This window comes from Synechococcus sp. CCY9201 (assembly GCF_034931105.1).
Classification (GTDB): domain Bacteria; phylum Cyanobacteriota; class Cyanobacteriia; order PCC-6307; family Cyanobiaceae; genus CBW1002.
Map to the genome: position 1 here is coordinate 56,202 of NZ_JAYGIC010000028.1, position 12,557 is coordinate 68,758.

Annotated in this window: 11 protein-coding genes; 4 read left to right on the plus strand and 7 right to left on the minus strand. The window is 67.4% G+C overall.

Features of this window, described 5'->3' with window-relative positions:
* Positions 1 to 18: 18 nt before the first annotated feature.
* Both VB716_RS02685 and glnA read right to left on the minus strand, forming a co-directional pair.
* On the minus strand, positions 19 to 1,077 hold the full coding sequence (locus VB716_RS02685; RefSeq protein ID WP_322756974.1) for a class I SAM-dependent methyltransferase: 1,059 nt from the start codon (positions 1,075 to 1,077) through the stop codon (positions 19 to 21).
* 203 nt (positions 1,078 to 1,280) lie between these two features.
* Positions 1,281 to 2,657 (minus strand): type I glutamate--ammonia ligase, encoded by a 1,377-nt coding sequence (gene glnA, locus VB716_RS02690; protein ID WP_323269649.1) that lies wholly within the window; start codon positions 2,655 to 2,657, stop codon positions 1,281 to 1,283.
* A 204-nt stretch (positions 2,658 to 2,861) separates the two neighbouring features.
* Here glnA and VB716_RS02695 point away from each other — a divergent pair, with 204 nt between their 5' ends.
* Both VB716_RS02695 and VB716_RS02700 read left to right on the plus strand, forming a co-directional pair.
* Positions 2,862 to 3,392: an allophycocyanin subunit beta gene (locus VB716_RS02695; RefSeq protein ID WP_197170178.1), complete on the plus strand. Its 531-nt coding sequence runs from the start codon at positions 2,862 to 2,864 to the stop codon at positions 3,390 to 3,392.
* A gap of 55 nt (positions 3,393 to 3,447) precedes the next feature.
* Positions 3,448 to 4,638, plus strand: a complete 1,191-nt coding sequence (locus tag VB716_RS02700; protein ID WP_197170179.1) for a pyridoxal-phosphate-dependent aminotransferase family protein — start codon at positions 3,448 to 3,450, stop codon at positions 4,636 to 4,638.
* On the opposite strand, the gene VB716_RS02705 is transcribed toward VB716_RS02700, so the two are convergent.
* Positions 4,556 to 5,053, minus strand: coding sequence for a nucleoside deaminase (locus VB716_RS02705; protein ID WP_197172421.1), 498 nt, complete (start codon positions 5,051 to 5,053; stop codon positions 4,556 to 4,558). The genes VB716_RS02700 and VB716_RS02705 overlap by 83 nt on opposite strands.
* 259 nt (positions 5,054 to 5,312) lie before the next feature.
* On the opposite strand from VB716_RS02705, the gene VB716_RS02710 reads away from it, so the two are divergent.
* Positions 5,313 to 6,728, plus strand: coding sequence for a pyridoxal phosphate-dependent decarboxylase family protein (locus tag VB716_RS02710; RefSeq protein ID WP_416238073.1), 1,416 nt, complete (start codon positions 5,313 to 5,315; stop codon positions 6,726 to 6,728).
* Between the two features lie 290 nt (positions 6,729 to 7,018).
* Here VB716_RS02710 and VB716_RS02715 read toward each other — a convergent pair whose 3' ends face one another.
* Genes VB716_RS02715 through VB716_RS02730 form a run of 4 tightly spaced genes read right to left on the minus strand, consistent with a single transcriptional unit; the run spans position 7,019 to position 12,040 of the window.
* Positions 7,019 to 8,623, minus strand: coding sequence for a DUF697 domain-containing protein (locus VB716_RS02715; RefSeq protein WP_323269651.1), 1,605 nt, complete (start codon positions 8,621 to 8,623; stop codon positions 7,019 to 7,021).
* Positions 8,620 to 10,965 carry a transglycosylase domain-containing protein gene (locus VB716_RS02720; protein ID WP_323269652.1) on the minus strand — a complete coding sequence of 782 codons (2,346 nt, stop codon included), beginning with the start codon at positions 10,963 to 10,965 and terminating at the stop codon, positions 8,620 to 8,622. The genes VB716_RS02715 and VB716_RS02720 overlap by 4 nt, the downstream gene beginning before the upstream one ends.
* Complete coding sequence (gene lspA, locus VB716_RS02725) at positions 10,962 to 11,453, minus strand: signal peptidase II (protein ID WP_322756969.1); 492 nt, start codon at positions 11,451 to 11,453, stop codon at positions 10,962 to 10,964. Before lspA ends, VB716_RS02720 begins: the two co-directional genes overlap by 4 nt.
* Positions 11,450 to 12,040 carry a biotin transporter BioY gene (locus tag VB716_RS02730; RefSeq protein ID WP_197155379.1) on the minus strand — a complete coding sequence of 197 codons (591 nt, stop codon included), beginning with the start codon at positions 12,038 to 12,040 and terminating at the stop codon, positions 11,450 to 11,452. Before VB716_RS02730 ends, lspA begins: the two co-directional genes overlap by 4 nt.
* A 189-nt stretch (positions 12,041 to 12,229) precedes the next feature.
* Here VB716_RS02730 and VB716_RS02735 point away from each other — a divergent pair, with 189 nt between their 5' ends.
* The gene (locus VB716_RS02735) at positions 12,230 to 12,514 is read left to right on the plus strand and encodes a DUF3148 domain-containing protein (protein ID WP_323269654.1); all 285 of its coding nucleotides are present in this window, start codon (positions 12,230 to 12,232) and stop codon (positions 12,512 to 12,514) included.
* Positions 12,515 to 12,557: the final 43 nt, after the last annotated feature.

A 12,557-nucleotide genomic window follows, 5' to 3' on the forward strand; every position in this document is an offset into this window, starting at 1 on the left:
GCCAGACGGCGATTCGGCTCAGAGCGGTTTGCGGGCGGTCCAGACGCGGGTCATGAAATGGGATTCGGCAGCAATGTCTTCGAATCCGGCCTCCGTCAGCCGCGCGTCGATGTCGTCCTCGATGTAGTGCCGGAAGTAGGGCTCGTGGAAGACCCGCCGGAAATTCTCCATCGGCGCGGCGAACTCCGGCGAATCGTTCAGCTGCACCGAATCCGCCAGCACCAGCACGCCACCGGGCTCCAGCACCCGCTGGATCTCGTTGAGCACGGCCTGCCTTGCCGACCCCGGCAGCTCATGCAGCAGAAACACGCAGGTGGCGCCCTGCAGGCTGGCCTCAGCGAAGGGCAGCGTTTCGGCATTGCCCTGGATCAGCTGGGGCAGCTCGCCAGGCAGCTCGGCCAGCCAGCGATTGGCCTGCCGCAGGTAAGCGGTGGAAAGATCGATGCCGATCAACTGGGCCTTGGGCAGGGCACCACGCAGCTGGCGCAGGGTGCGACCGGTACCGGTGGCCACGTCGAGCACCCGCAGGCAGCCCGGGGGCCGATCGGTGAAGGCCTTGAGGCCCTGAACCAGGGGGCCGAGGACCCGTCGCCGCATCGGATCGGCGGTGCCGTTGAACAACAGCTCCACCTGCAGATCATACAGGGCGGCGGAGTGGTCGCTGAGGTAACCGTCGGTCTGGTGATGGAAATTCTGGAGGTAGTAGTCCGGGTAGGCAGCGGGATCGATGGTGCGGGGCAGGTCGCGCACCTTCCGCTCCCGGCGGCGGGTCCAGGTGGCAGGAATATCGAGCCAGATCAGCGGGTACCGGCTGGCCCAGTCAAGCCAGGGGGCATCGAACAGCAGGGAGGCCGGATAGAGGCCCTGTTCCGCCTCCTGCCAGTCCCGATCCAGCAGACGTTGCATCGATGCCTGCAGCATGGCCAGCAGGGCCGGTGGCACCGGCACCGTGCGGGCGCTGACCTCAGGACTGATCAGGTCCATGAGGCGGCTGCTCACTTCCTTGTGGGCCAGCCCGACCAGACTCTTGCCCTGCTGCAGGGTGTGATAAGCCAGCTTGCTGAGCTGATCGGACATGGAAGGGCCGAAGCGACAACGTCTGGGTGCATTCCAACGGATTGGAATGCTCATCCGTGAGCCAGGATCCTGATCAGCTTCGCGATCGGATCCGTTCCGGAGACCTGATCCGTACACCTGATCCGTTTTGAGATCTGCTCAGCCTTGCGCTCTGCAATGCCCTGGGATGCGAGGTTTCCTACGATGCGGTCAAGCCTCAGGCTTCAGATGTCGTAGTAGAGGCTGAATTCGCAGGGGTGGGGGCGCTGACGCAGCTGCTGCACCTCCGCGTGCTTGAGCGCGATCCAGTTGGCGACGAAATCCTCGCTGAACACGCCGCCCGCCAGCAGGTAGTCCTGGTCAGCCTCCAGGGCCTCGAGAGCGCCACTGAGGGAGGCCGGAAGCGATGCAATCCTGGTCCGTTGATCGGCCGGAAGTGCGATCAGATCCCCATCGATGCCGTCACCGGGATCGATCTGGTTCCTGATTCCATCCAGTCCGGCCATCAGCATCGCCGAGAAGGCAAGGTAGGGATTGGCCAGGCCATCGCCGGATCGGAACTCCAGCCGTTTGGCCCTGGGGCTGGGGCCCGTGATCGGAATGCGGACGGCCGCTGAGCGGTTGCCCTGGGAATACACCAGGTTCACCGGCGCTGCGAAGCCCGACACCAGACGCCTGTAACTGTTCGTGCCCGGGTTGGTGAAGGCCAGAACGCTGGGCGCATGGCGCAGCAGACCGCCGATGTACCAGCGAGCGGTCTGGGAGAGGTTGGCGTAGGTGCCCTCCCCGAAGAACAGGGGCTGGCCAGCCTTCCAGAGACTCTGGTGGACAGGCAGTCCAGAGCCGTTCGCGCCAAAGACTGGCTGCGGCATGAAAGTGGCCGACCGTCCATATTTTCTGGCCAGTTTGCGCACCACATAGCGGGTGATCATCAGGTTGTCCGCCGCGCTGATCAACTCCGCATCCTTCATGCCCAGTGCGTGCTGCCCCGATGCCGTCACCGCATGGTGATGCTTGTCCATCGGAACCCCGAGTGAGCCCAGCAACAGCACCATCTCGCTGCGCAAGTCCTGATCGGCGTCGCTGCGGTTGCCGCCGTCGTCGACGTGGCCCTGGTTCCAGGCAGCCTCAATCGACTCGATGCTGTAGGAGCAGCCCGCCTCGCTGGAGCTGTAGCGCACGTCGTCAAAGAGGAAGAATTCCGGTTGGGGCGCGAAGTACGCCGTGTCGGCAAGACCGGTCGAGCCCAGATAGGTGAAGGCCCTCTGGGCCAGGGAGCGGGGACAGCGGCCTGTGGGCTTGGCGCTGCGGGGCTCCTGGATGGAACAGATCAGGCTGAGGGTCCTGTGGCTTTGGAAGGGATCAATCCAGGCGGTGCCGGGATCGGGCACCAAGGCGATCGCTGAGTCCTGAACCGGATTCCAGCCGCGGAATACCGAACCGTCCCAGGCGAGCCCGTCGGCAAAAGCCCGGGCGTTGACCTGGTCAGCGCACACGGTGAGGTGCTGCCATCTGCCATGAAGATCAGCGACTTTGAGGTCGATCAGTTCGATTCCCTCGTCCTTGATCTGGCTCAGAACGTCCCGGGCGGTTTGGGCCATGACGAAGTGGTGGGGGGAGCCCGCGCAGACCACGGGTTGACTGAACGGTAGGGATCGCCCCGAAGCTCACTCGCCAGGTCTGGTCCGATGGCGCCACTTTGCGTAACCGTTTCTGTCAAGTTGCCGAGATCGCGCCTGGCAGCAGGAATGTTGCCGGTTGGTGAGTGCTAGTTTCCGCTGCAGGTGCGTCGATCCACAACACCCATGCGCGATGCCATCACTGGTTTGATCGGCCGCTACGACCAGCTCGGTCGTTATTTCGATCGCGATGCCATCGACCGCATCAAGGGCTTTTACTCCCAGTCCGCTCTTCGTCTGGCGGCCGTGGAGCTGATCAACCGAGACGCCGCCGAGATCGTTCGCGAAGCCTCGCAACGGCTCTGGAAAGAGGATCCTGAACTGATCCTGCCGGGAGGAAATGCTTACACCACCCGTCGTCTGGCCGCCTGTCTGCGGGACATGGACTATTTCCTCCGTTATGCCAGCTACGCCCTGATCGCTGACGACGCCACGATCCTCAACGAACGGGTGCTCAACGGTCTCGACGACACGTACAAGAGCCTTGGGGTTCCCACCGGTCCCACCGTCCGGGGGATCGCCCTGCTGGGTGAGGTGGTGTGTGAACAATTGTCCGAGGCCGGAGTTGCTGAGGCGGCCGTGCTGGCCTCGGTCGTGAAGGCTCCTTTTGATCACCTCTGCCGTGGTCTGGCCTCCACCAACGTGCGTGCCCGCTGACCAGCAGCAGCTCTCTGTTTAGGCTCAATCGTCTCACCCCCCTCCGCCCTCGGTCTTGGTCTCCACTCCTGCCCGTCCGCCCGTCGGCGATCACCAGCTCAGCGAAGCTCACCGCTGCACGCTCGGCCCGATCGCCACACCGGATCGTCTTCTGCTCGGACCCGGGCCCTCCAATGCCCATCCCACGGTGCTTCAGGCCCTGTCCCGGACGCCAATCGGCCATCTCGACCCGCTCTACGTGGAGTTGATGGGCGAGGTGCAGGAGCTTCTGCGCTACGCCTGGCAGACCGACAATCGCCTCACCATTCCGATGAGCGGCACCGGCAGTGCCGCCATGGAAGCCACCCTGGCCAACACGGTGGAACCGGGTGACAAGGTGTTGGTGGCCGTGAAGGGCTACTTCGGCCTCCGACTGGCGGATATGGCCGGCCGCTACCGGGCGGAGGTGGCCACGATCGAACGCCCCTGGGGCGAGGCGTTCACCCTGGAGGAGATCGAGGCGGCGCTGCAACACCATCGCCCCGCCATCCTAGCGATGGTGCATGCCGAAACCTCCACCGGGGTCTGCCAGCCCATGGAGGGCATCGGTGAGCTCTGCCGGCAATACGACTGCCTGCTCCTGCTCGACACCGTGACCTCCCTGGGGGCGATCCCCGTCTTCCTGGACGACTGGAAGGTGGATCTGGCCTACAGCTGCAGCCAGAAGGGCCTCAGCTGCCCTCCAGGCCTCGGTCCCTTCACCATGGGGCCCCGGGCCGAGGCCAAACTGGCGGCCCGGCCGGACAAGGTGCCGAACTGGTATCTCGACGTGAGCCTGCTGAACCAGTATTGGGGCAGCAACCGGGTGTATCACCACACCGCCCCGGTGAACATGAACTTCGGCATGCGCGAGGCGCTGCGTCTACTGGCTGAAGAGGGTCTGGAGAATGCCTGGGCCCGTCACCGGGCCAATGCGGAGCGCCTCTGGATCGGTCTGGAGCGCCTCGGTCTCGAGCCCCACGTCCCTGAAGAGCTGCGGCTGCCCACCCTCACGACCGTGCGCATTCCGGAGGGCGTGGATGGCAAGGCCTTCAGCCTCCATCTGCTCAACACCCATGGCATCGAGGTCGGTGGTGGTCTCGGTGTGCTGGCCGGCAAGGTCTGGCGCATCGGTCTGATGGGCTTCAACAGTCGCGCCGAGAACGTCGATCGGCTGCTGGATCTGTTCGAGGCCGAGCTGCCTGCCTTCCGCTCCGCCGCTGCCTGAACCAGGCCGTGAGCTGAGCTCCAGCCTGCTCGCCGCGCACCCCGCCCACCACGGTCATCGCGTGGTGGGCGCTGGGATCGCTGGCCAGATCCAGGCACCCCCCCAATGCGCCCCGCTTGGGATCCGGGGCGCCATAGACCACCCGTCCGACCCGCGCCTGCACCAGGGCGCCGGCACACATCGGGCAGGGCTCGAGGGTCACCACCAGGGTGCAGGCGTTGAAACGCCAGTCGCCGAGCAACAGCGCCGCCTGGCGCAGGGCCACCAGCTCGGCGTGCCCCAGCGGGTCCATCTCGCGATGGCGCCGATTGCTGCCCCAGCCGATGCAGCGTCCCTGGGCATCCAGCATCGCGGCCGCGACCGGAATCTCACCGGTTTCCCCCACAGCGGCTGCATGGCGCAGCAACCGATCCATCCAGCTCTCCAGCCTGGTGTGCTCGATCGGTGCTCTTGATGCCAGCTCGGCAGGCCTGTGGTTCTGATCGGGCAGGAGTTGAGGATCCCCCGAACCGAGAGGATCATCAAGGAGCTGTTGGGTCGGCAAGGGCTGGTGGGGCCGGTCGTCCCGACGGAGTGTCGGCATCGATCGTGGCAGCGGGGCGAGCCCGGCCAAACCAGGGCCTGAACCATGCTGCGCCCCTCAGGTGAGAATGGGAGACCTTGACCGTCCGCCGTTGGCCAGCGCGCCACCAGCTCTGCGGGCCGCCTCGCCCCTGCCCTTTGCCGATCCTGCCCAGCCGGATGCGGCCCTGGAGTCGTTTCTGCATCGGGCTGCCAGCCAGCTGACGGTCTGGATGGGCAGCAGCCTGGCCCGCTCGCCCCTGCCTGGTCTGAGTGTGCTTCCCAGCGCGGTTCCTGAGGCTTTCGGCCTGCCATCGGAAGCCTTGCTGGCCGATCTCCAGCAACTGATGGATGGGGCCTACAACCCCCACCACCCCGGAGCCCTGGCCCACCTGGACCCCCCGCCCCTGGCGGCCTCGATCGTGGGCGATCTGATCTGCGCTGGTCTCAACAACAACCTGCTGGCGGAGGAGCTCTCCCCCAGCCTCAGTAGGCTGGAGCGCAGTCTCTGCAGCTGGCTGGCCGAAGCGATCGGTCTGCCGGCCGGTGCCGGTGGCATCCCGGCCAGCGGTGGCAGCCTCAGCAACCTGATGGCTCTGGTGCTGGCACGCCACCGCGCTGGCCTGGCCTGTTGCGGCCAGGCGGTGGTGCTCTGCAGCCAGGATGCCCATGTGTCCCTGGCCAAGGCCCTCACGGTGATGGGGCTGCCGGCCACGGCCCTGCTCACGCTGCCGACCGATGCCTCGGGCGGTCTTGCCATCGAGGCTCTGGAGAGCAGGCTGAAGACACTGCGAACCCAGGGAGTGCCGGTTCTGGCTGTGGTGGCCACCGCCGGCACCACCGTGCGGGGAGCGGTGGATCCCCTCGAGTCGGTGGCGGATCTGTGCCGGCCTCAGGGGATCTGGTTGCACGTGGATGGGGCGATCGGAGGGGTGTACGCCCTCAGTGATCGCCATCGCCACCGGGTGGCGGGTCTGGCTCAGGCGGATTCGATCACCCTCAATCCCCAGAAGCTTCTGGGCATCACCAAAACCTCCTCCTTGCTGTTGCTGGCTGATCCGGCAGGTCTGGAGGAGGTGTTCGGCACGGGGCTTCCTTACATGGAGCCCAGCTGGGGGGGCAGCCATGGCGGCGAGGCAGGGCTGCAGGGCACCCGTCCCGCCGAAATCCTCAAGCTCTGGCTGGGCCTTCGGCAACTGGGCCTGGCGGGAATCGAAGCGGTGCTGGATGGCGCCATCGAGCGGCGGCGACATCTGCGCCAGCTGCTGGCCTCTGGTGACCGGCTCGACCTCAAGGACGGCCAGCTGCACCTTCTCGCCTTCTGCCCCGCCGGCTATGACGCCGAGCAGGCCACCCACTGGAGCGCCGAAACCCGCCAGCGCCTTCTGGCCGAGCAGTTGATGCTGTCGCGGCCCCTGTACGGCGGCCGCCATCACCTCAAGGCCGTGCTCGGCAACCCCCACACCAGGGCCGAACACCTGGAGCGGCTGGCGCAGCTGGTGCACGCCTCGCTTCTGCCGCAGCTCTGAAGACGACCAGGCCTGATCACCATTTCAGACCCATTTCTTTTGCACTGCCAACCCCAATCCCGTTTCATTTCCCGCTCCCTCACCAACCCCTATGGACCCATCCGCTCCGGAGACGCCCGACAAGCTCGCTTCCGCACCGTCTCGCTCCGACGATGCCGCCAGCCCAGCCAGGGGCTCAGGAGCGTCTGATCCCCCTGCCGGTGTCGAACGGGATCGGCGGCGTGGCCAGTGGGTGGCCGTCGTCACCGGGGCCCTGTCGATCCTGATCGGAGTGGCCTACCTGGTGTTGATCACGGTTCTGGATCGTCAGGGTCCCCTGCTGCCGCCTCCGCCGGAGGCCTTCGGCGTGGCGGCAGTGCGGTCTGCTCCGGCCGCTGCAGGGGCTCCACGACGCGGCGCAGGGCCAGATCGAGAAAGCGGCGCAGGGCTCCTTCCCGCCGGTTGAGCTCGAACTGGCGTTGCACCACCTCCTGCAGGCCGCCATCCCCCCAGTCCTGGTCCTGGTCGAAGTAGGTGATGAAGCTCCGCCCTGCCACCCGGGTCAGCCAGGCGGCGCTGACCGCCTGAATCGCGCGACCCACCAGCAGGGTCGGCAGCTGCAGGCTGAGAGCCCCGCTCAACAGGCTCACGCCCCCCTTGATCAGCCCCAGCCCCGCCAGGGTGCGACCCACCGAGAGGGCCAGATCCTGAGCTGAGGCGCGGCTGAGGGTGATGCCGTAGATCCGGCCGATCTCCACCACCATCTGGGCATTCACGGCGGCGGCACCGAGCAGATCCACCCCTGGCAGGGGCGTGACCGCCAACACCCCGGCACTGATCCACATGTAGCGATCCACGATCCGGTCCGCATCGCTGCGGCGCTGGCGGGCCAGCAGGGCGCGGCTGGCCTCACTCAGTCGGCGGCTCTGCAAAAGGATGTTGTCGGCGATCAGCTCTTCGCCGTCGCTGTGCAGCACCGCCGCCAGCCGGCCCAGCAGGGCGTCGACTTCAGGCGGAGGCTGCAGCGGACGGCCCCCTGGCATCGGCACGCTCTGGGGAGACGCACTGGCACTGACCACATCAGCGGCGGTCAGGCGGCCCTGGCAACGTTGGCGCAGCAGAGCCAGTAGCCGCTGTTCCTCCCGTTCACCGCGCAGGTCGCACTTGTTCAGCACCAGCAGCAGGCGTTTGCCCAGCCCGGCCAGGGTGTCGAACACCTCCAGCTCGCTGGCCCGCAGATCTCCGTCCACCACCAGCAGCAAAAGATCGGCCCGGGCCGCCTGATCGCGGGCGGCCTGCTCCCGTCGCTGCCCATCGACGCCGGCCTCCAGGATGCCGGGTGTGTCCACCAGGATCACCGCCCGGCGCAATCCCCGCAGCCGCAGCCGGTAGCGGTTAAAGCCGAGGGTGGATCCCATCGGGGCCCCCACCTCTCCCACCAGCTCGCCCAGCAGGGCGCGGATCAGGGAGGTCTTGCCGGCCGAACCACTGCCGAACAGCACGATCACCAGATCGCCGCGCTCCAGCTCCGCCTGCACCCGCTCCCGCTCCTGCCGCAGGGCCTCGCGAGCCACCGCATCCCGGACGCGATCGAGGGTGGCATCAATCGAGGCCAGCTGGCTCTGGGCCGCGTCCTGGCGATTGTTCGGTGGCGGCGGCAGCTCACCAGCGGCAGAGCCGCTGCGGCTGGAACGGCCGAGGCGCCGTCCTCCCTGGAGCCAGGGCCACACCAACCGGGCCAGGACCAGCAGCAGCCCGGCCAGCAGCAGCAGGGCGATCGGGCCCACCAGCCAGCCTGGGAGCCAGTAGCTCAACTGCCAGAGCAGCTGATTCACGGTCTGCAGCACCATGCCCACCAGCACCAGCACCGCCAGGGCGACGACGAGCCAGATCCAGGGCCTGGCGGGCAGCTTCATGGTGTTGGGCTCGTGGTGCCTGCGCCTCGGACCAGATCGCCCCAGAGGCCCGCGGCCAGGGCACTGCTGGCGTGGGTGGGGCGGTTGTCGTCATTGCCGAGCCAGACGCCAATCACCCAGTGGCGCCGCGGCTCGAACCCCACGAAGAGCAGATCCCTGCCCTCGTTGGTGGTGCCGGTCTTGCCACCCTCCTGCCCCCCCAGGTAGGCGGCGCTGCCGGTGCCACTGCGCACCACCGCGCGCAACAGATCCTGGAGAGCGCGGGCCGTGGCTTCGCTGCTCACCCGCCTCCCAGGGGCAACGGTGGCGGTGGGCTGACGCCCGCCTGGATCGCTCTCGCCACGGCTACTGCCTGCGGCACTGCCCGCCGCACTGGCTTTGCAGCGCTGGAGGGTGGCGGGATCGGCCAGCCGAGCACCCCCGCCACAGAGTTCCGCATCGGTGAGGCGGCGGATCGTGCTGGGCTGATGCCAGAGGCCGTTGTTGGCGATGGCGGCGTAGGCACCGGTGAGTTCCAGCAGCGTCACTTCGCTCTGTCCCAGGGCCAACCCCGGCACGGCCGCCAGGGGGCTGCTGATGCCGAGCACGCGGGCCTTGTTCACCACCGCCTCCAGGCCGACCCGCTGGGTGAGCCGCAGCGCAGCGGTGTTGCTGCTGCGCGCCAGGGCCTGCCGCAGGCTGAGGCTGCCGCCGCAAGTGCTGGCGAAGAACTGACCACGCCATTGCAGGGGGCCGCAGCCGATCCGATCTCCCGGCCTGGCCCCCTTCTCCAGGGCCACCAGATAGGGCACCAGCTTGAAGGTGCTGCCCGGCTGGCGCAGGGCCATCGAGGCGCGGTTGAACTGGCTCTGGCGATAGTCGCGGCCGCCGGCGATGGCCAGGATGCCGCCGCTGCGACTGTCGAGCACCACCACGGCACCCTGGCTGACGCCGCTGAAGGCCGGCCGAGCCAGGGAGTCGCGCAGCTGCCGTTCCACCCGTTGTTGCAGGGCTGGATCGAGGTGGGTATCGATCAGAAAGTTGCCCTCCTGTGCCACCTCCTGCCCCACCAGGGCCTCCAGATCACGGCGCACCTGATCGCTGTAGAACGGGGCATTGCGGCCAGGTCCATTGGATCGGCAGGCCTGTGGAGCGAGCTGCACCGGGCGGCGGCGGGCCCGGCGGGCCGCATCGCGACCGATCCGGCCGGTGTCCGCCATCTTGGCCAGCACACGGTTGCGAGAGTCCAGAGCGGCCTCGGGCGCCACACAGGGATCATTGCCGTTAGGGGAGGGCAGCAGCCCCACCAACAGGGCGGCCTCCTCCAGCTCCAGGCGAGCGGCCGGTTTGTCGAAGTAGTGGCGGGCGGCATCCTCAAAGCCCCAGCCGACCCCGAGGTAGACACGGTTGAGATAACTCAGCAGCAGATCGGCCTTGCTGAAGCGGGCTTCCAGCTGAAGGGCCACCAGCAGCTCCCGCCACTTGCGACCCAGTGTTTCCCCCTGTCCCACCTGCTCCGGATACAGGCTGCGGGCCAGCTGCTGGGTGAGGGTGCTGCCACCTTCCAGCACGCGGCCGCCCACCAGGTTGGTCACCAGGGCCCGGCCTGTCCCGATGGGATCCACCCCCGGATGCCACCAGAAGCGGCTGTCCTCACTGGCCAGCAGTGCATCGATCAACACACCCGGGTAGTCCCGCAAGGCGGCCAGCTCGCGATGCTCCACGCCCTCCGCCGAGCTGAGCGGCCGGTTGTTGCGGTCGTAGAGCGCCAAGGGTCCGCGCACGTTGGCCAGACTGCCGCGGATCGGCGCCTGCCACAGGGCCAGGCCCAGGAGCAGAGCCCCGCCACCGGCCAGACCGGCCAGGGCAAGGCAGGTGCCCAGCAGCAGGGGGGCCAGGCGGCGCTGCATCGGCTGGCGGAACACCAGCAGCGGCACCGGCCCGCGTTCTTCCGGGCCGAAAGCCACGGCGTCACCGTCCCGCAGCAGCAGCTCCTGCACGCGCCGACCCTGCCACCAGAGGCCGTTGGTGGAGCCGGCGTCCTGAAGCAGCCAATGCTGACCGCGCCATTCCAGGCGTGCGTGCTCACGACTCACGGCCGGGTGATCGATCACAATCTCCAGGTCGGGATCCCGGCCGATGCGCCAGAGACCGCCATGCAGGCGGAGCGTGCGCTCAGGCTTGATCTGCTCAAGCTTGGTGCGTTCAGCCTCGGCATGCTCTGCTGCTGCAGCGGAGGCCGATGGAGGCCCACCTCGCCCGGGAGATGCGGTGCCATGGCCATGGCGCGGCAGGGGATCCCTCCGGGAGCCATCGAGGCCGTAGAGCTCCAGTTGCGCTGCTGCCAGAGGAAGACCGGTCATGCCACCGAACGGGGCCGGCCAAGCAGATCCAGCAGGAAACAGGCCACGGCCACGTTGATCGCCACGTCCGCCAGGTTGAACACCGGAAAGCTCACTGGCACGAACTCCAGGAAATCCACCACGGCTCCAAGGCGCCAGCGATCGACACCATTGCCGATGGCTCCCCCCAGCAAGCATGCGCAACCGGATGCTTGCCAGACCCCCATGCGGGGCTGGGCCAGAAGCCACAGCACCAACCCCAGGGCCACCAGCAGGCTCACCAGACCCAGGGCGACGGTGGAGCCGGTGAACAGGCTGAAGGCGGCTCCGGTGTTGAACACCAGGCGCAGTTGCAGGATCCCGGGAATCAGGGTGTCCACCTGACCGGCGGCCAGTTGCTTCAAGGCCCAGTGCTTGCTGAGCTGATCCAGGATCACCAGCAGAGCCGCCAGCCCCAGGCAGAGCAGCTGGCGGCGGTTGGGTCGGCGCCAGAGGGTTGAACGGATCATGAGGGCAGGAGCAGCAGGCGCCGCAGCAGCAGGGCCACCACGGCAACGGCGCAGCAGAGCATCAGCTGGGGCAAGAGGGGCCCGATCGAATAGCTCATCAGCAACGGCACCAGGGTGCCGCTCCAACGGCCTGCCAGAGCCCCGAGCAGCAGGTTGGCGATGCCGCACAACTGAATCACCAGCAGGCCGATGGCGGCAGCACCGGCCAGGGAGAGGGGGTCGTTCATGCCCGGCTGGCGGGCCAGACGGCCCGTCAGCCAGGCCGCCGGCAGAAACCCGGCCAGATAGCCGAAGCCGGGATCCAGCACATAGGAGGGGCCACCACCGCCATAGAACACCGGCAGCTGGAACAGCCCCACGCTGAGGTACGCAACGGCCGCGAGCATGCTGCTGCGCGGGCCGCAGACCAGCGCCGTGAGCAACAGGCCGGGGACCTGCAGGGTGATCGGCAGGCTGACCAGCGTCCAGGCACCCGTGAGATCGTCCAGACCTCCGGAGGGAAGGGGAACGGCAGCCTGGATCAGGCCTCCAACCAGGATGAGCAGGAGTCCGGCGATGGCGCCGCTCCAGGTGGCAAGGGCCCGCAACGGCACAACCAAAGGGCTGGCGCCATCCTGCTGCAGCTAGGTTCACCTGACCAGACACCCTCGGGCCAGACAGGTTCGGGGGCGGAGTTCAGGCCCATGCCACCCAGACAGCCCGAACAGGCACCTCCGCCAGGCCAAGGCGTTCCGATCGAGGCCGCAGCCTCGGGTGAGGCGGCATCAGGTGATGCCGTGAACGACGTTGGTGGACATGACCATCCGGGACAGGAAGACGCGGCAACCGCGATTCCCCAGGAACCCGAGACGGTTGCTCTCCAGATTGGAGCGAGGGTCGAGGTATGCCGGCCCTTGCGCTATCTGAAGACTTCTGACCCGATGCCGATGTTGCGCCCCCCCGATCTGGTCGATCCGGGCGAGGTCGGCACGGTCACAGCCATCCGGATGATGGGTCAGGTCTCGGTGCGATTTCGTCGCGGCAGCTTCCTGATCAACAGCGATGATCTGAAGCTCTGCTGAGCATCTGAGCAACCTCGCTGACCAGCTCAGACCGAGTCAGGGC